Source organism: Pseudochrobactrum asaccharolyticum (assembly GCF_003314995.1).
Taxonomy (GTDB): Bacteria; Pseudomonadota; Alphaproteobacteria; order Rhizobiales; family Rhizobiaceae; genus Pseudochrobactrum; species Pseudochrobactrum asaccharolyticum.
Window position 1 is genome coordinate 76,357 of the sequence record NZ_QNRH01000001.1, and the last position, 17,362, is coordinate 93,718.

At 51.4% G+C, this 17,362-nt stretch carries 13 protein-coding genes; 7 read left to right on the forward strand and 6 right to left on the reverse strand.

Annotated features, from left to right (window positions below; all coding sequences use genetic code 11):
• Positions 1–232: 232 nt before the first annotated feature.
• Positions 233–1,168 (forward strand): glycine--tRNA ligase subunit alpha, encoded by a 936-nt coding sequence (locus DFR47_RS00355; protein ID WP_210207257.1) that lies wholly within the window; start codon positions 233–235, stop codon positions 1,166–1,168.
• Positions 1,169–1,280: 112 nt separating this feature from the next.
• The gene (gene glyS, locus DFR47_RS00360; protein WP_113942451.1) at positions 1,281–3,452 is read left to right on the forward strand and encodes a glycine--tRNA ligase subunit beta; all 2,172 of its coding nucleotides are present in this window, start codon (positions 1,281–1,283) and stop codon (positions 3,450–3,452) included.
• Positions 3,453–3,629: 177 nt separating this feature from the next.
• Here glyS and DFR47_RS00365 read toward each other — a convergent pair whose 3' ends face one another.
• Together DFR47_RS00365 and DFR47_RS00370 are read right to left on the reverse strand one after the other, a co-directional pair.
• The gene (locus tag DFR47_RS00365; protein ID WP_113942452.1) at positions 3,630–4,730 is read right to left on the reverse strand and encodes a quinone-dependent dihydroorotate dehydrogenase; all 1,101 of its coding nucleotides are present in this window, start codon (positions 4,728–4,730) and stop codon (positions 3,630–3,632) included.
• Positions 4,727–5,092, reverse strand: coding sequence for a DUF952 domain-containing protein (locus DFR47_RS00370; protein WP_210207237.1), 366 nt, complete (start codon positions 5,090–5,092; stop codon positions 4,727–4,729). Before DFR47_RS00370 ends, DFR47_RS00365 begins: the two co-directional genes overlap by 4 nt.
• Before the next feature lie 250 nt (positions 5,093–5,342).
• Between DFR47_RS00370 and DFR47_RS00375 the strand changes: the two genes are divergently transcribed.
• Positions 5,343–5,819 (forward strand): hypothetical protein, encoded by a 477-nt coding sequence (locus DFR47_RS00375; RefSeq protein WP_113942453.1) that lies wholly within the window; start codon positions 5,343–5,345, stop codon positions 5,817–5,819.
• Positions 5,820–5,980: 161 nt separating this feature from the next.
• Here DFR47_RS00375 and pip read toward each other — a convergent pair whose 3' ends face one another.
• Positions 5,981–6,937 (reverse strand): prolyl aminopeptidase, encoded by a 957-nt coding sequence (gene pip, locus DFR47_RS00380; protein WP_113942454.1) that lies wholly within the window; start codon positions 6,935–6,937, stop codon positions 5,981–5,983.
• 439 nt (positions 6,938–7,376) lie between these two features.
• Here pip and DFR47_RS00385 point away from each other — a divergent pair, with 439 nt between their 5' ends.
• Entirely contained in the window at positions 7,377–8,027 is a 651-nt protein-coding gene (locus tag DFR47_RS00385; RefSeq protein ID WP_113942455.1) for a response regulator, read from the forward strand.
• 59 nt (positions 8,028–8,086) lie between these two features.
• On the opposite strand, the gene DFR47_RS00390 is transcribed toward DFR47_RS00385, so the two are convergent.
• Positions 8,087–11,584 (reverse strand): hybrid sensor histidine kinase/response regulator, encoded by a 3,498-nt coding sequence (locus tag DFR47_RS00390; protein ID WP_113942456.1) that lies wholly within the window; start codon positions 11,582–11,584, stop codon positions 8,087–8,089.
• Positions 11,585–11,825: 241 nt separating this feature from the next.
• Here DFR47_RS00390 and mscL point away from each other — a divergent pair, with 241 nt between their 5' ends.
• Complete coding sequence (gene mscL / locus DFR47_RS00395) at positions 11,826–12,242, forward strand: large conductance mechanosensitive channel protein MscL (RefSeq protein WP_113942457.1); 417 nt, start codon at positions 11,826–11,828, stop codon at positions 12,240–12,242.
• A 180-nt stretch (positions 12,243–12,422) separates the two neighbouring features.
• A complete protein-coding gene (locus DFR47_RS00400; RefSeq protein WP_170137409.1) occupies positions 12,423–13,499 on the forward strand; it encodes an AbrB family transcriptional regulator in 1,077 nt (358 codons plus the stop codon).
• Between the two features lie 30 nt (positions 13,500–13,529).
• On the opposite strand, the gene hemA is transcribed toward DFR47_RS00400, so the two are convergent.
• Complete coding sequence (gene hemA / locus DFR47_RS00405; RefSeq protein WP_113942459.1) at positions 13,530–14,774, reverse strand: 5-aminolevulinate synthase; 1,245 nt, start codon at positions 14,772–14,774, stop codon at positions 13,530–13,532.
• Between the two features lie 282 nt (positions 14,775–15,056).
• Here hemA and DFR47_RS00410 point away from each other — a divergent pair, with 282 nt between their 5' ends.
• Positions 15,057–15,770, forward strand: a complete 714-nt coding sequence (locus tag DFR47_RS00410; RefSeq protein ID WP_113942460.1) for a TetR/AcrR family transcriptional regulator — start codon at positions 15,057–15,059, stop codon at positions 15,768–15,770.
• Positions 15,771–15,794: 24 nt separating this feature from the next.
• Here DFR47_RS00410 and DFR47_RS00415 read toward each other — a convergent pair whose 3' ends face one another.
• The gene (locus DFR47_RS00415) at positions 15,795–17,294 is read right to left on the reverse strand and encodes an FAD/NAD(P)-binding protein (protein ID WP_170137410.1); all 1,500 of its coding nucleotides are present in this window, start codon (positions 17,292–17,294) and stop codon (positions 15,795–15,797) included.
• Positions 17,295–17,362: the final 68 nt, after the last annotated feature.

Sequence of the window (17,362 nt, forward strand, 5' to 3'; positions counted from 1 at the left end):
TTCAAAAAGGTCATAATTATTGAGATCAGGCTTTAAGCCTTGACCGTTTAACGCGGAATAATTAGGACAAACTATCTGTTTTTCGGCGGGGCTGAGCTGTTATGGCTCAGCTTTCACCGTTTTCACCACGCATGATTTGCAAGAAGATCAGCTTTGACAGCTGATCTCGCTAAGAATGCTCCAATGAGGCCTTCCCGTGACTCGTATCATGACCAGCACATTGCCTGAACACCTGCATCCGACCCGCTCTTTTCAGGGCTTTATCATGGCGCTCCAGCACTACTGGGCGCAGCATGGCTGCACAATTTTGCAGCCTTACGATATGGAAGTAGGGGCGGGTACGCTGCATCCGTCCACCACTTTGCGCGCTCTGGGGCCAAAGCCGTGGAATGTTGCCTATGTGCAGCCGTCACGCCGTCCGAAAGACGGCCGCTACGGTGAAAACCCGAACCGTATGCAGCATTACTACCAGTATCAGGTATTGCTGAAGCCAAGCCCGCCGAACCTGCAGGAGCTGTATCTCGGCTCGCTGAAGGCGATTGGCATTGATACCGACCTGCACGATATCCGCTTTGTTGAGGATGACTGGGAAAATCCGACCACCGGCTCTTGGGGCTTGGGTTGGGAGTGCTGGTGCGATGGTATGGAAATCTCGCAGTTCACTTATTTCCAGCAGGTTTGCGGTATCGAATGTTCACCGGTTGCCGGTGAGCTGACCTATGGTCTGGAACGTCTTGCTATGTATGTGCAGGGCGTGGACAATGTTTATGACCTGAACTTTAATGGTCTCGAAGGCGAGGACAAGGTAACTTACGGTGACGTGTTCCTTCAGACCGAGCAGGAATATTCGCGCTACAATTTCGAAATCGCCAATACCGATATGCTGCACCAGCATTTCATTGATGCGGAAGCGGAATGTAAAGCGGTTCTCGCTGCAGGTGCACCACAAGAAGGTGCAACAGGGAACTTACACAAATGCGTATTCCCTGCTTACGATCAGGCGATTAAAGCCTCGCATATTTTCAATCTGATGGATGCCCGTGGTGTTATTTCGGTAACCGAGCGCCAGAGCTATATCCTGCGTGTGCGCAATCTTGCGCGCCAATGCGGTGAAGCCTTCCTTCAGACCGATGCCGGTGGCGTCAACTACAAGAACGAGACACGCTGATGCCTGATTTACTGTTAGAATTGTTTTCGGAGGAAATTCCGGCACAGCCGTCCGCCCGCAACGAAGTGAGGACGGACAATACAAAAAATAAGCATGCGGAGGGCGCACGCTGATGCCTGATTTACTGTTAGAGCTTTTTTCCGAGGAAATCCCAGCCCGCATGCAGCGTAAAGCTGCCGGTGATCTTAAAAAGATGATCACAGATGGTCTGGTTGAAGCTGGTCTGACCTATGAGGCGGCAACGCCTTACTGGACACCGCGTCGTCTGACTTTGGATATTCGTGGTCTGACTGTGCGTTCAAAAGACGTGCATGAAGATATCAAAGGCCCGTCTGTTTCTGCGCCTGAGGCTGCAATTCAGGGCTTCCTGCGTAAAGCTGGCTTGAGCGATATTGCGCAGGCGCATGTGCATTCTGATCCGAAGAAGGGTGACTTCTACGTCGCCCATATCACCAAATCCGGACGTGCTGCGGAAGAAATTATCGCGGAACTGGTGCCGAATGTGGTGCAGAATTTCCCGTGGCCGAAATCCATGCGCTGGGGCAAGGCTTCGGCGCAGTCAGGTGCGATGCGCTGGGTACGTCCGCTGCAGTCGATCATTTGCCTGTTTGGTCCTGAAACCGAAGAAACTGTTGTGGTGGATTTTGAAGTCGGTGGCGTGCGCTCTGGCAACACCACACATGGTCACCGTTTCATGAGCGATGGTCAGCCGATCACCGTGCGCCGCTTTGACGATTATGTCGAAAAGCTGGAAAAAGCGCATGTGGTGCTCGATGCTGAACGCCGTAAAGAAATCATTCTCACCGATGCCCGCAATCTGAGCTTTGCCTCCGGTCTGGAGCTGGTTGAAGACGAAGGCCTGCTGGAAGAAGTTTCCGGTCTGGTCGAGTGGCCGGTGGTATTGATGGGCGAATTTGAGGAAGAATTCCTCTCGATTCCGCCGGAAGTGATCCGTCTGACCATCCGTGCCAATCAGAAATGCTTTGTCACCCGCAAGCAGGGCGAGACAGATGCACTTTCCAACAAGTTCATTTTGATCTCCAATATTGCTGCCCGTGACGGTGGCAAAGAAATCGCTTTCGGTAACGGCAAGGTTGTGCGTGCACGCCTGTCCGATGCCTTGTATTTCTGGCATACCGATCAGGCAGATATGCCGGATATGGACAAGCTGAAAGCTTCCGCTGCGAAATTCGCGCTTGATCTGGCTAAGCCGCTTGATCAGCGCATGGCGCGTCTGGATTCGCTGAATGTGACCTTCCATGCCAAGCTCGGCACGCAGGGCGCGCGCGTGGCACGCATCAAGGCGCTTGCTGAGGCAATTGCACCGCTGGTCGGCGCAGATGTTACGCTGACTGCCCGTGCGGCAGTGTTGGCAAAAGCCGATTTGCAGACTGAAGTTGTCGGCGAGTTCCCTGAACTACAGGGTGCAATGGGCCACAAATATGCGCTTCTTCAGGGTGAAGATGCTGCTGTTGCAACCGCGCTTGAAGATCATTACAAGCCGCAGGGTCCGTCCGACCGCGTACCACGCGATCCGGTTTCGGTTGCCGTTGCGCTTGCGGATAAAATCGACACGCTTGTCGGTTTCTGGGCGATTGATGAAAAGCCGACAGGTTCGAAAGATCCTTATGCGCTGCGCCGTGCTGCCCTTGGTGTGATCCGCCTGATTTTGGAAAATGATATCCGTGCGGAATTGAAAGCACTGATTGCACAGGCAGAAAAGCCGATGGCTTTGATTGAAGGTCTGGCATCAAAAGATGTTGGTGCTGACCTGCTGTCCTTCTTCCATGACCGTTTCAAAGTCTATCTGAAGGATGAAGGTGCACGCCACGATGCGATTGATGCAGTCCTGTCCGCCGATGCTGATAATCTGCTGCTGGTTGCCCGTCGTCTTGAAGCACTGATCGTTTTCATCAATGAGGAAGACGGCAAGAACCTGCTGGCAGGCACCAAGCGTGCAGCCAATATTCTCGGGGCAGAAGAGAAAAAAGGCACTGTCATTGCTGACAGTGTGGATGCCGCACTCTTCAACAATGAAGAAGAAAAAGCATTGTTTGCTGCGGTGCAGTCGGCAGAAACCAAAGCTGCTGCGGCCATTGCCAAGGAAGATTTCTCGGCAGCTATGTCGGCAATGGCCGAGCTGCGTGCACCGGTTGATGCCTTCTTTGACAAGGTGATGGTCAATGATGAGAATGAAGCCATCCGCGCTAATCGCTTGGCATTGCTGGCTAAAATCCGTGTCGTAACCGGTCAGGTTGCTGATTTCTCAAAGATCAGCGGCTAATTATAGCATTTCCAGCAAAAGTGCGAAGCGGTTTTGCGTTGGATAATGCGTAAAAACAAACAGTTACAGCGGTTCCAACGATTCAGTCTTAACTGGAACCGCTGTCAACACATTGATAAGAAAAAGCCGGAGTGGTGAGAACCGCTCCGGCTTTTTGATATTCAGCTTTTAAAAAAATCAGGCCGGAATATCTTTGGCTGCCCAAGCCGCAGTTTCCATATCGCGCAGCTCGGAGATATTGGCGACGCCTGCCTGTTTCACCAATGCGGAAAGCTCTTTGACGATCTCTTTCGGCACTGTCGGGCCGCGATAGATCATACCGGTATAAAGCTGTACCAGATCGGCACCGGCTTTAATTTTGGTGAGTGCGGTTGCGCCGCTGTCTACACCGCCGACGCCGATAAGCGGCATGGTTTTACCGATGCGTTGGCGCATTTTAGCAAGCACAATAGTCGAGCGTTCAAAAATCGGAGCGCCGGAAAGGCCGCCTGTCTCTTTTGCTTCAACCTGATTGAGCAAATTGGTGCGTGACAGCGTGGTATTGGAGATAATCAAACCATCAAGCGGATGAGCGAGAGCCACTTCGGCAATATCATCCAGCCCTTCTTCTGTGAGATCCGGTGCGATTTTCAGGAATACAGGGCGTTTCAGGGTGCATTTTTCAGCTTCCTGATCGCGTGCTTCTAGCACTTTTTCCAGCAGAATATGCAGACTGTCTTTGGCTTGCAGATCACGCAGACCCGGTGTGTTCGGGGAAGAAATATTTGCAGTGAAATATTTGGCAACGCTATAGAAGCGATGAATACCGGCGACATAATCAGCCACACGGTCTTCGCTGTCTTTATTGGCGCCGATATTCACACCAACAATACCGCATGTGGTGCAGCTGTTACGCTGGCTGAGGCGTTTATAAGCGGCTTCATGGCCTTCATTGTTGAAGCCGAGGCGATTGATCACTGCACGGTCTTCAACCAGACGGAAAATACGTGGTTTCGGATTGCCGGCCTGCGCGCGCGGCGTGATGGTGCCGACTTCTGCAAAACCAAAGCCGAGTTTCAAAAGCGCATCAGGCACTTCGGCATTCTTATCGAAGCCCGCAGCCATACCCAGCGGATTGGTAAATTTAAGACCAGCAATCGTCTGTTGCAAAGCAGGGTCAAGCGGGGCAGGGCTGGAGAGGACGCCGGTTTTTAATGCGGCAATAGACAGGCCGTGTGCCTGTTCTCCGTCCATCGCAAAAAGTGCGCGACGGGCAATGTTTTCAAAGAAACCGCTCATTGTTCAAGCTCCGGAAACTGATGCTTGCCGTCACTGTTGAGCGGCAGGTCTTTCACCCAGCGCACCGCAGTGAGCTGGAGATTGGCGTAAAGATGCGGGAAGGCTTTGCCGCCGCGGGAAATTTCATAGCGAAGAGCATCACCCAGTGCAGAGGCATCAACTGCCACCAGCAGCAGATCATTCTGACCGGCAAAATGCTTGGCCGCAGTCTCGGCAACCGTGTCAGCGGTAGAAAAGTGAATATACCCATCCTGAAGATCGACAGGAGCGCCGGTAAAATATCCGGTCTGTTCTGCAGCTGCCCATTGGGCGCGCGTGGCTATCTTGTAGATGGTTGTATGTGACAGATCACTGTGTGACATGAAAAACGCTATTGTTGTGAACGGAAATGTTGTTCAGACATCGTTATATATCTGGCCGGTTTGGCGCATCCGGCAGCTTTTAGGACAAAATTAAGTCACAAGCTACCACTAAATTTTAATAAAGAGTTAATGCTGCTTTTGCAAATTTTCAAATGCAGATTGGGGGATGCTTGTTTTTTGCGCTTTTTGGTCTGGAAAACAGTGCCGCATCCTCCCATATTAAAACTATAGTTCCCAAAGGAGATGGCAGATGAAAAACCGTTCCGGTCGTGCGATTGCTGTGGCGAGAGAGAATAAATCGAAACTCATCCTGCGCAGTGCGATAATCTCCGCTCTTACCGGTTTAGCTCTGGTTTGGGGAATGAGCCCGTCTCCGGCGCAGGATATGCAGCGCTACTCGATGGAGAAAACTGATTCCGGTATTATCCGTCTGGATCGTCAGACCGGTGAATTTGCTTTGTGTAAAGAGCAGGCAGGTAAAGTTGAATGTGCGGAAACCAAACCGGCACAGCTGAGCAATGACGAACGCACACTTCTGCTGGAAAAGCAGGTCGCCGATCTGACCGCACGTATCGCCCAGCTTGAAAAAACAGGCGTTGCGAACAGCACATTGCCGAGTGAAGAAGAATTTGAAAAAGGTCTGGGCTATATGGAGCGCTTCATGCGTTCTTTTATGGGCGTGGCCAAGAGCCTTGATGAGCCTGCCACAACACCAAACCGCACTTGATCCTTATAGCATTTGCGAGCCAAAAGTAGGAACCGGTTTTGGCAATAGATAATGCGTAAAAACAAATAGTTACAGCGGTTCCAACGATTCAGATTTGACTGGAACCGTTGTAAATAAAAAAAGCGCCGGAAACGGCGCTTTTTTATGGTTATAAATTGAGTTTAGCGAATATTCGCAAAGCGGCGTGTTGCCTCAATCAGCTCATGTGTGATGCCTGGTTCTGAAACCGCATGACCGCCATCTTCAACAATACGCAGGTCAGCCTCCGGCCATACCTTCTTCAGGTGCCATGCGTTGATGAACGGCGTGCACATATCATAGCGGCCGTGAATGATAACGCCCGGAATATGACGGATACGGTCAGCAAGACGCAGCAGCTGATCGTCAGTGTCGAAGAAGCCGCGGTTCTGGAAATAGTGGCATTCGATACGGGCAAATGCGATGGCAAAATGATCCTGTCCGAAAGCAGCTTCACGTTCCGGATCCGGCAGCAGGGAAATCGCAGAGCCTTCCCAGCGCGCCCAGCGACGGGCAGCTTCAATCTGCACCTGCGGGTTAGGATCGGTCAGGCGGCGGTAATAGGCAGCGACCATGTCACCACGCTCAGCTTCCGGAATATGCAGCTGATAGGCTTCAAAGCGATCCGGATAGATAATGCTGGCACCATTGCTGTAGAGCCAGTCAATCTCGAAGCGGCGTGCCATGAAGATGCCACGCAGAACCAGTTCGGTCACGCGTTCCGGATGGGTCTGGGCATAAGCGAGGCCAAGTGTGGAGCCCCATGAGCCGCCGAAGACCTGCCATTTCTCAACGCCGAGATGGGTGCGCAGACGCTCCATATCCGCAACCAGATCCCATGTGGTGTTTTCACGCAATTCCGCATGGGGTGTTGAACGGCCGCAACCACGCTGATCAAACAGGATAATGCGATAGGCTGACGGATCGTGCAGACGACGCATGGTCGGCGAAATGCCGCCGCCCGGGCCACCGTGGATCATAATGACCGGCTTGCCGTTCGGATTTCCGCATTCCTCAAAATAAATCCGGTGCAGTGCTGAGACCTGCAACATCTCTTCCCGATAGGGTTTGATTTCCGGATAGAGGGTGTGGCGTGTCATGGGTCGTCCTTTTGCGTTATTTTATCTGCGATCAGATCCGGCTATTAGCTGGCCGGCTTTTCTCTTACCTATAGAGCAGGCATCACCCTAGCGGACAATGCGGCACGATCACGGCAAAAGCCGAAAACAGACGGTAAAATCTTTATTTCTCAGACAATATAGACTGTGAAAATTAACAGGGTCTGCGAGAAAGACAAATTTATCGTAATTTACTTATCCCTATTTTATTTTTCGATGCGCGATACAGCGCGTACAAAACTAAAAGGCATTGAGATGGTTTCAAGTTGCGATAAGAACAATGAAATGTCATTTCGTGTGTAAAGCATGATGAATTCATGTAATTTCTAACTTTATCTTTGGTTGTATATAGAGATAAGGTGCGTTCGGGAGAATAGTTGCGTGGACGCTGCTGAGGGGGCAGGCAAGGGGTAAGAAATTTATGAATTTGAATTTTATCATTGCAGATGACCATCCTTTATTTCGCGGCGCTTTGCGTCAGATATTGCAGGATAGCTTTCGGCCGGAGAGTGTGACCGAAGCAGAAAACTATCAACAATTGGAATTGGTTGCGGAAGAAGCGCAGGATGTTGATCTGCTGTTTCTTGATCTGACCATGCCCGGTGTGAGCGGTCTGTCCGGTCTGATTAATCTTAAAGCACAATATCCGCAGTTACCTGTGATGATTGTCTCCGCCACGGATGATGTGGCAACAATCCGTCGTGCGATGGATCTTGGTGCCTCCGGCTTTGTTTCAAAATCGGCAAGTCTGGAAGAAATCGGCGAGGCCGTGCGCACCGTACTGGATGGCGGGGAGTGGGTCTCCGGTGATATGGAACTTGGTGCGGAAAATGATGCGGAAATTGCTGATCTGATTGCCCGTATCCGCGCATTAACCCCGCAGCAGACCCGTGTGCTTTCCATGCTCGGGCAGGGGCTATTAAACAAGCAACTGGCCTATGAGTTGAAAATCTCTGAAGCCACAGTTAAAGCGCATGTTTCCGCAGTTTTGCAAAAGCTGGGCGTGGACAGTCGCACACAGGCGGTGATTTTGCTGTCCAAACTCGGTCCCGGTTTCACACTGCTCGACTAGCGCGTTGAGCACATTCCGAAAATTGTAAAACGGTTTTCGCAATGTGCTTCAGAATAGTTTTAGCGCAAATGATAATGTGCCAGCAGAGCCCGCAAAGCTGCGGGTTTCAGCGGCTTGTTCAGTACGTGAACATTCTCTTCTTTCGCCTGTAATTTGACTTCCTTGGAACGGTCTGCGGTCACCAGTACCGCAGGGATGCTGTGTCCCAGCGTTTCACGGATATAGCCGATCATATCCAGACCATTCTCACGATTGAGGTGATAATCCGCGAGGATGATATCCGGCAAGATCCGCACTGTGGTTTGTTTGCGGGCGACCTGCTGGCACCAGTCTTTCAGTTGCGCACCGTCACGGATCAGCGTCATATCACAACCCCAGCCACCGAGCAGCGTGTGCATGCCATCAAGGATCAGCGGGTCATTATCGATACACAGCACGCGCATACCTTGCAGCGCATTACTCCTGCGTCTGGCAGGCAGCTGATCATTTGCAGTTTCCGTTGCCGGTTCCTGTGACTTTGGAATGATAACGCTGAAGCAAGTGCCTTTGCCATGTTCCGAGCGTAAATGAATCGACAAATTGAGGACGCGAACAATACGGTCGACGATAGAGAGACCAAGCCCGAGCCCGTCAGCCTGAGAAATGCCTTCATCAAGCCGGTAGAATTCACGGAAAACCAATTGTTGCTTGTCGGGGGCGATGCCGATGCCGGTATCCGCAACTTTAATTTCAAGATTATCGCCGCGACGACGCACACCAATCAGAATTTTACCGGAGCGACTATATTTGATCGAGTTTGAGATCAGGTTCTGCAAAAGGCGGCGTAACAGATTGCGGTCGCTGAAAACGCTGAGCGAACAGGGAACAACCCGTAATTGCAGGTCTTTACTGGTTGCAAGCGGGGTAAAGTCGGTGACCACTTGCTGAAGCAGCCTGTCCAGCCTGAACAATGACAGCTCCGGCTTGAGTGCGCCGGTATCAAGACGGGAAATATCCAAAAGCGCACTGAGAATACCCTCGACTGCTTCCAGTGAGGAATCAATATTGCGAGCCAGTTGCGCTTCGGTTTCTTGCAATCTTTCGCTGAGGGCTGTGCTGTAGAGACGTGCGGCATTGAGTGGTTGCAGAATGTCATGCCCCGCTGCTGCCAGAAAGCGGGTTTTGCCGAAATTGGCTTCTTCTGCCAGTTTTTGTGCCTGTATGAGCTGTTTATTGACGTCCAGCAATTCGGTGGTGCGATCGGCCACGCGCTGTTCCAGCGATTCATTGAGGCGTTTCATAGCGTTATCCGCTTCAACCGAGGCGGTGATGTCGGTATAACTGGCAACAATTCCGCCATCGGGCATCGGATTGGCGGCAATCTCGATAATACGGCCAGTGGAGCGTAATAAAATGCGACTTGGCTCATGGGCGCGCTCTAAGGTGCGCATCAACATATTGGCGTCGCTTTCGTGGATTTCTCCGTGATGCAGCAGCCGGTCAAGTACTTCTGAAATCGGTTTTCCGACCTGTGCCAGACCTTCAGGCAATTGCAGCAGGTGTCGGAAACGTCGGTTCCAGCATGTCAGGCGAAAATCCTTATCGAGAACCGTTATGCCCTGTTCCATCTGATCCAGCGCAGTTTGCAACAGATCACGGTTGTGTTGCAGAGCTTCTGAAGCATCGTCCAGCAGGCGTAGCGTATCAGGTGCGGTATTATCTTTGCGTTGCAGCAGCAATGACAGCACCAGTCGCGCAGAGGAGGAGCCGATGGCACTCCCTAATATCTGCTCGGCAAAGCGGATCAATGGGACGTCAGCAACGGCTTTATCATCGAGTGGCAGGTCGCCGCCATGATCATAGCGGCTGAAGGCGAGAGCAACGCGGTCTTCGCCCAGATAGCGGGCGATGGTGTTTTTAATCTCGCCGACTGTAACGCTGGTACGGAAACGGCGCAAAACCGGTACGGTTTTCAGATTGCGCGGCATGAAAGTGCTGGCCTGAATCCGCTCCAGCGGTGTGGATTGGCGCGAGAGCGAGCCGATCACAAAGAACAGCGTATTAATTGCAAGACTCCACAATGCACCATGGGTAAGCGGCAGAGCCTCAGTGCCGAACAGCGCTTGCGGACGCAAATAAGATAGCCCCCATAGGCCATTTTGTAAAATCGGTGCATCCGGATTAGCGAGTGTTGGCAATAATAATGTATAGCCCCAGACTGCGAAGCCGCAGACCATGCCTAAGACTGCGCCGCGGGCATTGGCATTACGCCAGACCAGCCCGCCGATCAGTGGTGGTGCAAATTGAGCAATAGCAGCAAAAGAAACGAGACCAATCGATGCCAAACCAAAAGTGCTGGAGCTGGCGCGGTAATAGCTGAAAGTTACCGCCAGAATAATCACGATAGTGGCGCGACGGGTATAGAGAATGAGCCGTGTCAGATCCCGCTGCTGATATTTGTTACGCCGGTAAACATAGCGGATCAGCAATGGCAGCAGCAGATGGTTGGAGATCATAATCGACAGGGCAACACAGGCCACAATAACCATTGCTGTGGCTGCAGAAAGCCCGCCGACAAATGCCAGCAGAGTCAGAATATGTGAACCTGCAGCGAGTGGCAAAGCCAGCACATAGAGATCGGCATTGGTTGAAGCGTCGAGATTAATCAGTCCCTGCAATGCAATCGGCAGTACAAACAGATTGATCAGGATCAGGTAGACCGGAAACAGCCAGCGTGCAGTACGCAATTCTTTTTCGCTGCGGTTTTCAACCACTGTGACATGAAACTGACGGGGCAGCATCAATATTGCGGCAGCACTCAATAAGGTATGTACCAGCCATGTGCTGACACTGGTTTGCGAGAGCATACTGCCTAAATCAATATTTTTTTGCTGGAGCTGCTGCGATAATTCTAACGGCGAGCCGAACAGAAAGAAGGTAGTGGCAATGCCGACAATCAGAAATGCTGTAATCTTGATTGCAGATTCCAATGCTACAGCAAGGATCAGGCCGTCCTGATGCTCTGTAGCATCGGTATGTCTGGTGCCAAAGAGAATAGCAAAGATTGCAAGCAGTGCTGTTACAAACAGGGAAATATCACCGAAGACATAGACAATCGGGTCATAGGAAGCCTGATATTCAGCCAGTACCATGCCGACGCTACCGGAAACCGCTTTGAGCTGTAGCGCTATATAGGGCATGGAGCCTACCACAGCAATACAGGTGCCGATGGTGGCAACGCTGGTGCTTTTTCCATAGCGGGCTGCGAGAAAGTCAGCGATAGATGTAATGCGCTCTGCTTTTGCCAGCCGCACTACATGACGTAAAAATTTATTGCCGAATGTAAAGACCAGTATCGGGCCTATATAAATACCTAAGAATTCAAGCCCGCGATCAGCGGCCAGCCCGACAGAGCCGAAAAATGTCCAGGAAGTACAATAGACTGCAAGGCTGAAAGCATAGATATAAGGTCGGGGCTTAGCCATCCTGCGAGATGCTTTGCGATCACCTATGCTTGCGACCGCAAATAAAAGAATCAGATAAAGAAATGCTATGCCGATAATGATCCAACCGTGCATTCTTTCCCCTTTCTGATCTGTTTATTACAGCGTTACAGACATAGCATGCTTACAGATACTGTATAGGGTTGCAAATCTTTGTCTTTTTGAGACGCAGAGGCTGTATTCTTGATGCCTATAGGCAAGAATTAACGATATTCAAGGGAATAGCAGCATTATTATCTTTAAAAGATAACAATATTCTTTATTTCTAGTATTCATAATATATTAGAAGAAGCCCCCGTATCGAAAAGGACAGTCTATGTTAAAAGAGTTTCGCGAGTTCGCCCTGAAGGGGAACATGGTTGATCTGGCTATCGGTGTTATCATCGGTGGTGCATTTGGTGGTCTGGTGAATTCCATTGTGAATGATATCATCATGCCAATTATCGGTTTGGTCACCGGTGGTATCGATTTCTCGAACATGTTTATCCAGCTGGCCGGTGAGCCAAAGGGTACTCTTGCTGCTGCGCGTGAAGCCGGTGCGACAATCGCTTATGGTAACTTCGTGACCTTGCTGATCAACTTCATGATCATCGCATGGGTTCTGTTCCTTGTCGTTAAAGGCATGAACAAAATGAAGAAGAAGGAAGAAGCTGCACCGGTTGCTGAGGCAGAAATTCCTGCTGATCAGGTTCTGCTGACAGAAATCCGCGATCTTCTGGCGAAAAAAGCCTGATATTTGCGATGAAGTATAATAGGCCCGGTATCAGCGATGATGCCGGGCTTTATTTTTGGTGGCGTGTTTTGCGGTAAAGAAAAAGTGAGGCGCTTTACACTGCTTGCTTTGTGGCTAAAATGCGGCAACGGATGTTTGTATATCCGTTTTATATGGCTCTTTCAGAATAAGAATAATCACATGCCTCGCCCGCTTTTGCTGAAGAATATCATTGCGCTGTTTCTGACATTTTTAATCGCAGGTGGCGGAGCCGGAGTTGCATGGTTCATCGGGTTGCCAATCCCGTTTTTGCTTGGCTCCATGTGCACTGTGATGATCGCGTCCTTGAGTGGCGTACATATTTATTTGCCGGTTTGGCTGCGCAATCTGGTGTTCATCATGCTGGGCGTGCAGGCGGGTTCCGGTGTGCGCCCTGAGACACTGAACCAAATTGGTGAGTGGCCGCTGAGTTTCATGCTGCTGTTTGTGATGCTGGTCTCGGTCACGGGCTTTACTTTTATGCTGTTACGCTACGTATTCCGCTGGGATGCGCAAACCGCATTTTTCTCCTCATTGCCGGGTGCGTTGTCTTTTGTGATGGCAGCGGCAAGTGAGACCCGCGCTGATCTGATCCGCATCAGTATGATCCAGACCGTACGCCTGTTACTGCTGATTGGTTTGCTGGCTCCTGTGCTCAATGTTTTGGGGCAGTCCGCACCGCATGTTGATCTGACTGAACTGGCCGCAGCTGACCCGCAGGAATGGCTATGGTTGTTTATGGCGGGCGCTGCCGGTGCTTTGCTTGGACATTACAGCCGTTTACCCGGTGGTATGATGCTGGGCGCATTGCTCGCCAGTGCGCTGGTTTATGTAACGGGCTTTGTTACTGTGCGGGTGCCGCCGGAATTGGCCGATTTCGGTATGGTTATTCTCGGCGTGCTGATCGGCTCGCGAGTAAATAAGCAGCATCGCGGAATTATTGTTGAATTATTGCCGGTTGCTCTGATGGCGTTTCTGGTGGGGGCTGCAAGTGCCGGAGCGGTGTGTGCACTGGCATGGCTGGTGACCGGCCTGCATCCTGCGCAGATTGCATTGGCCTTTGCGCCGGGAGCATTGGAGGCTCTGACGGTTATTGCCTTTTCACTGGGCGTTGATCCGGCCTATGTGGCCTCGCATCATGTGGTGCGGTTTATGCTGATTGCCCTTGTTGTGCCGTTTCTCGCTAAGTCTTTGCGGCGGATGGATGAAAAACAAACAGCCGCTCAAGCGGAAACTTAAGCGGCTGTCAAAATTTCAATCCAAACCTGATCAGGCGGTCTGTTTCAGCGGCTGACCTGTGAAATCTGTTGCATAGGGAATGTCCAGCGTCTGCCAGACTTCCAGCAGTGCATCTTTCAGATGAATAATGAGGTCTTCCCCATGGGCAGGTGTCGCTGTAACGCGCAGTCGTTCTGTGCCGCGTGGTACTGTCGGGAAGTTGATCGGCTGGATATAAATACCATGCACTTCCATCAGGCGGTCAGACGCTTTTTTGCAAAGATCTGAATTACCAACAAAAAGTGGAATAATATGTGTTTCTGTCGCCATAACCGGCAGACCTGCGCGTTTCAGGAGGTCTTTGGTCATATGTACGTTTTTCTGTTGCAGGTCGCGCTCAAGATCTGATGATTTAAGGTGACGGATTGCTGCAACAGTAGCATTGGCAATTGCCGGTGGCAGCGCGGATGTGAAGATGAAGCCCGGCGCATAAGAGCGCACAGCGTCTACTACCACTTTCGAGCCGGTTATATAGCCGCCAAGCGTGCCAAAAGATTTAGCCAGTGTGCCTTCGATAATATCAATGCGATGGCTCAGGCCCTCGCGCTCGGAGATGCCGCCGCCGCGTGCGCCATACATACCAACCGCATGGACTTCATCCAGATAGGTCATGGCATTGTATTTTTCTGCCAGCTCGACGATCTCTTTCAGTGGTGCCACATCGCCATCCATAGAATAGATGGATTCAAAGACTATCAGTTTAGCGCGGTCTTTACCTGCGGCTTTCAGCAGTTCTTCCAGATGACGTACGTCATTATGGCGGAAAATCTGCTTATCTGCACCTGAGTGACGAATGCCGGCGATCATGGAGGCGTGATTAAGCTCATCCGAGAGGATCAGGCAATCCGGCAGCAATTTGGCAATGGTGGAAATCGAAGCATCATTGGACACGAAACCGGATGTAAAAACCAGACCGGCTTCTTTGCCATGAAGGTCAGCAAGCTCATGTTCCAGCTCAACCAGAGGGTGGTTGTTGCCAGAGATGTTGCGGGTGCCACCTGCACCGGTACCTTGGCGGGTAGCGGCATCCGTCATGGCTTTCAGGACGTCCGGATGATGACCCATGCCGAGATAATCGTTGGAGCACCATACGGTGACCTCTTTGGTCTGGCCGTTATGGCGCCAAAGAGCCTGCGGGAAGCGACCAACAATACGCTCCAGATCAGCAAACACACGGTAACGATTTTCATTGTGAAGGCGGTCAATGGCCGCCTCAAAAACCCGGCTATAGTCCATGAGGCATCATCCTTTTCTTCACAGTTACCTAATCCTTTAGACGCGCTCCGTCTATAACATGATGTGCGATAAATAGCCCTAGGCCGGTTTCATGGCATTGATTTCAGTCAATTCAGCCGGTGATGAAGCCTTTGATACAAAAAATCCGGTTGATAAGAAAAATCAGAGGCATGGAGTTAGTTACAGGTTGTTGCAAACGAAGAAATAGAGCGCTAGAAGACTTTGCAACAGATTGTTTTATTTTGCAGTAAAAATGCAGGCGCAATACGGGTTGGGGCAGACATGAAAAAAGATCTGACGGCAAAAAAATGTATCACAGTGGGCGCCCGTATCGGCCGGCCGGCGCGAATTTCTCTTGAGGAAATTGCTCGTATTACACTAAAAATCGGGCTGGATGATGTGACGATGATTGCGGTCGGGCAGGCGCTTGGTGTTGATCATTCTTCGCTCTATCGTTATGTCAAAGGTCGTAAAGATCTGCTTTTGGCCGCAGCTGATCTGGCGATCGCAGAGCTGGACTGGCGCGGTAATCCTGCCAATTGGCATGAGTTTGCCCAGAATGTTGCGAATTCTTCCTGGGAGCTGTTTGACCGCTATCCGGGACTGGCGGATGCCATGCGCGAGCTTGAGGTTTCACCGCCGTCGGGCATCCGTGCTTTTGGTGAAATTGCCAATCGTTTTGTAGAATATGGTTTCTCCGCTGAAGAGGCCGTGGTGGTGCTCGACAGTATCTTTGATATGACGATGGATTGCTTCACCGGCTGGCGCAGGGCTTATAAACCTGCGCGTATCGGTGATAATAGCATTGAGAAGGTTGTGAAGTCCTGGGAGGCTGAGGCTGCCCGTAATCCGGATACCGCGCGGCCGATCCTGATCATGAGCCGCATGATGACCGATCCGCCTAAAGAATGGTGGAACCGGAAACTGCACCTGATTTTGGAAGGCGCAGAAGCTGTTTTCAACAAGCGTCAGCTGATCTATGAGGCTGCAGAATAAATCCCTCCCTCTGACAGGTGGCTATTATTGCGCTGCCTGTCGGATGACCACTGCTAGTGCCTGCGTATAGCGTGCGACCTCAGGTGCACCCATTAGCTCGCCGAAAGTACCGCGTGCCAGAGGGCCTGCAATAAACAGATTATCGGTGATTGTGCCATCCTTGCTGATGGCACGCATGGTTTCAGATACTTCTTCACTGCGGCTGGTATGCAGACCGAGACCAGTCGGGTCCATTTCAATCAGGCCATCCTGATGCAGCATCGCTAATGGCGGACACTGGCCGATAATGTCGCCATGTGCAGGGCCTGTGGTGATGATGATCGCATCGAAAAGCTGCTCGATTGTTTCATCGCTGCCACGGGGACGGTAAGTAATCACAAAACCTTTGCTATTCTCAGCATAGCGGGCACCGGTTACATGGGCGCTGAGATAATTGAGCATGTCGGCCTGACTGCGCTGCTCAAGAACATCGTCTGTCTGGGTCGCAAGGCGGAAGCGATGGGCATCCCAATAGGTGCGCAGATGCCGGACAATACGCTGGCGCTCGCTTAACGGCAAAGCATGCCAGATTTCACTGCCCTGATCACGCAGGGCATCAATAACCGATTGCCACGGTATGGATTGCAGTGCTGCTTCATGAATTGTCTTGCGGATTTTATGCAGTAATTGTGTTGCGGATATTTCCGGCGGGTTGATGAAGTCCCCAAACAGACGCGGTGGCTTCGGTTCTCCCGCTTTTAGCCGCAGATTAGGACGTGAGCGCAGGCCGTGACGGGACAGAACCGTAATCTTGCCGCTGTGGCCATGCTGGGACAGTCCGGCAACCATGTCTGCGGAGGTTAGACCTGCACCGATAATCAGCACAGAACTATTCGTTCCGGTTTCTTCAAGCAGCTGTTTGAGGGCGCCGCCTTGATAAGGATTGGCGATCAGTCCCGCTATGTGGCTTTGTCCTGATGGGACAAGTGCGCGCAAAGGCGCAGGCAGCGCGGGCAGGGGATGCGAGGCGGCGATCACCAGATAATCGGCCTCAAGTGTCGTGCCGTTATTCATACTGACTGTGTAAGTGCCGTCATTGTTGCGGCTGGCGCCGGTGGCGCTCGCAATCAGGTGCTGTACTTGTCCGCTGGCAAGCAAAGGCGCGATCTGATCCGCCATATAGCTGCCAAACAGGCTGCGGCGTGCATAAATCTGTCCATTCGCCGTTGTCGCTTCCGGATCGTTGCTCAGACTGTGTGTTTCTTCCATCCAGCGGGCAAAATGCGGCTTGTCATCATAGAAAATGCTCATCCGGTCGGAGAGTACATTCAGGCGAAACGCTTCTTCTTCAGTGGAATAGGCCAGCCCCGCACCGAGATGTTGACGGGGTTCAATGATGATGATTTTAAGCTGTGCCGGATCAGTGATTGCGGCCAGATGATAGGCCAGTGTAGCACCGGAAAAGCCCCCGCCTATGATGATAACGGATTTTTGCGGGGCGTGGTCATGCAATTGGTCGGTGCTGGCAGAAGGCAATACAGTCAAAACATATATCCGGCTTCAGATAAGCGTGCCGTGATCGGGCACAAGACGGCACATGTATAGCAATAAAA

What these genes read in the sequence shown, in the direction of transcription:
- mscL (WP_113942457.1), top strand. Translation starts at nt 11,826, where the DNA reads ATGTTAAAAGAGTTTCGCGAGTTCGCCCTGAAGGGGAACATGGTTGAT.
- pip (WP_113942454.1), bottom strand. Translation starts at nt 6,937, where the DNA reads ATGACACGCCACACCCTCTATCCGGAAATCAAACCCTATCGGGAAGAG.
- DFR47_RS00410 (WP_113942460.1), top strand. Translation starts at nt 15,057, where the DNA reads ATGAAAAAAGATCTGACGGCAAAAAAATGTATCACAGTGGGCGCCCGT.
- DFR47_RS00370 (WP_210207237.1), bottom strand. Translation starts at nt 5,092, where the DNA reads ATGTCACACAGTGATCTGTCACATACAACCATCTACAAGATAGCCACG.
- DFR47_RS00385 (WP_113942455.1), top strand. Translation starts at nt 7,377, where the DNA reads ATGAATTTGAATTTTATCATTGCAGATGACCATCCTTTATTTCGCGGC.
- hemA (WP_113942459.1), bottom strand. Translation starts at nt 14,774, where the DNA reads ATGGACTATAGCCGGGTTTTTGAGGCGGCCATTGACCGCCTTCACAAT.
- DFR47_RS00390 (WP_113942456.1), bottom strand. Translation starts at nt 11,584, where the DNA reads ATGCACGGTTGGATCATTATCGGCATAGCATTTCTTTATCTGATTCTT.
- DFR47_RS00400 (WP_170137409.1), top strand. Translation starts at nt 12,423, where the DNA reads ATGCCTCGCCCGCTTTTGCTGAAGAATATCATTGCGCTGTTTCTGACA.
- DFR47_RS00375 (WP_113942453.1), top strand. Translation starts at nt 5,343, where the DNA reads ATGAAAAACCGTTCCGGTCGTGCGATTGCTGTGGCGAGAGAGAATAAA.
- DFR47_RS00365 (WP_113942452.1), bottom strand. Translation starts at nt 4,730, where the DNA reads ATGAGCGGTTTCTTTGAAAACATTGCCCGTCGCGCACTTTTTGCGATG.
- glyS (WP_113942451.1), top strand. Translation starts at nt 1,281, where the DNA reads ATGCCTGATTTACTGTTAGAGCTTTTTTCCGAGGAAATCCCAGCCCGC.